The organism is Mesorhizobium sp. M2C.T.Ca.TU.002.02.1.1, assembly GCF_003997225.1.
Genome location: NZ_RZTO01001152.1, coordinates 1 through 1436 on the forward strand (window position 1 = coordinate 1; position 1436 = coordinate 1436).

The following is a 1436-nucleotide window of genomic DNA, read 5'->3' on the forward strand; positions in this document are numbered from 1 at the left end:
GGAGCCGGGCGACATCATCATCGACGGCGGCAATTCCTACTACCATGACGCCGTCGACCAGGCGGCGAGGCTGGCCGTCAAGGGCATCAACTTCGTCGATGTCGGCACCAGCGGCGGCGTCTGGGGGCTGGAGCGCGGCTATTGCCTGATGATCGGTGGGCCCGATGACGCCGTGAAGCATCTCGATTCGGTCTTCGCCACGCTGGCGCCGGGCGCCGATGCGGGCGCCAATCCGCCCAAGGATGCCGGCACGGCGCCCTTCGGATATCTCCATTGCGGCCCGAGCGGCGCCGGCCACTTCGTCAAGATGGTGCATAACGGCATCGAATACGGCGTCATGGCCGCCTATGCCGAAGGCATGAACATCCTCAAATCGGCCAATGCCGGCAAAAGGCAGCGCACCGCCGATGCCGAGACCAGCCCGCTCGAGAGCCCGCAATACTACCAGTTCGACATCGACCTGCCGCAGGTCGCCGAGGTCTGGCGGCATGGCAGCGTCATCGGCTCCTGGCTGCTCGATCTCACCGCCGGTGCGTTGAAGAACGACCCGGCGCTTGCCCAGTACGGCGGCCGCGTCTCCGATTCCGGCGAGGGCCGCTGGACGCTCAAGGCGGCGATCGACACCGGCGTTCCGGCGCCCGTGCTGTCCTCGGCGCTGTTCGACCGCTTCTCCTCGCAGGGCGAATCGCAATTCGCCGACAAGCTTCTGTCCGCCATGCGCTATGCCTTCGGCGGCCATGTCGAAAAGCCGAAGACCGGCGCGTGAGGGGAGAGGCTGCATGAGCCAGGAGAGGTCCGACACGCTGGTGCTTTTCGGAGCGACCGGCGACCTTGCGCATAAGAAGATTTTCCCCGCGCTCTACCACATGGTCGCCAAGGGGACGCTGAGCGAGCCGGTGATCGGCGTCGCCTTCGAGCCTTGGGAACTCCCCAAGCTGGTGGATCGCGCCCGCGACGGCATCGTCAATGCGCTGGGCGCGGTCGACGACAAGGTCTTTTCCAAGCTCGCCTCGCTGCTGCGCTATGTCAGCGGCGACTACCGTGACCCGGCGACCTTCGAGAAGCTGAAGACGGCGCTGGGTTCCGCGCAGCGGCCGCTGCACTACATGGCGGTGCCGCCGACCATGTTCGAAACGGTCGTGCAGGGCCTGGAGCAATCCGGCACCGCGCGCGGCGCGCGGCTGATGGTCGAAAAGCCCTTCGGCCACGATCTGCAGTCGGCGCGCTGGCTGAACCGGGTGCTGCACCTGGTGTTCGACGAGCAGTCGATCTTCCGCATCGACCATTATCTCGGCAAGGAAGCGATCCAGAACCTGCTCTATTTCCGTTTCGCCAACGCCTTCCTCGAACCGATCTGGAACCGCAACTTCGTCGAGAGCGTCCAGATCACCATGGCCGAGGATTTCGGCGTCGAGGGGCGCGGCAAATTCTATGAC

General features: G+C 65.3%; 1 protein-coding gene and 1 pseudogene. Both read left to right on the forward strand.

The window, feature by feature from the left end:
• On the forward strand, positions 1 to 766 hold a 766-nt coding region (gnd, locus tag EOD07_RS34235), incomplete at its 5' end, for a phosphogluconate dehydrogenase (NAD(+)-dependent, decarboxylating) (RefSeq protein ID WP_127238337.1).
• Between the two features lie 13 nt (positions 767 to 779).
• Positions 780 to 1436, forward strand: a pseudogene (locus tag EOD07_RS34240) (glucose-6-phosphate dehydrogenase); the annotation flags it as partial.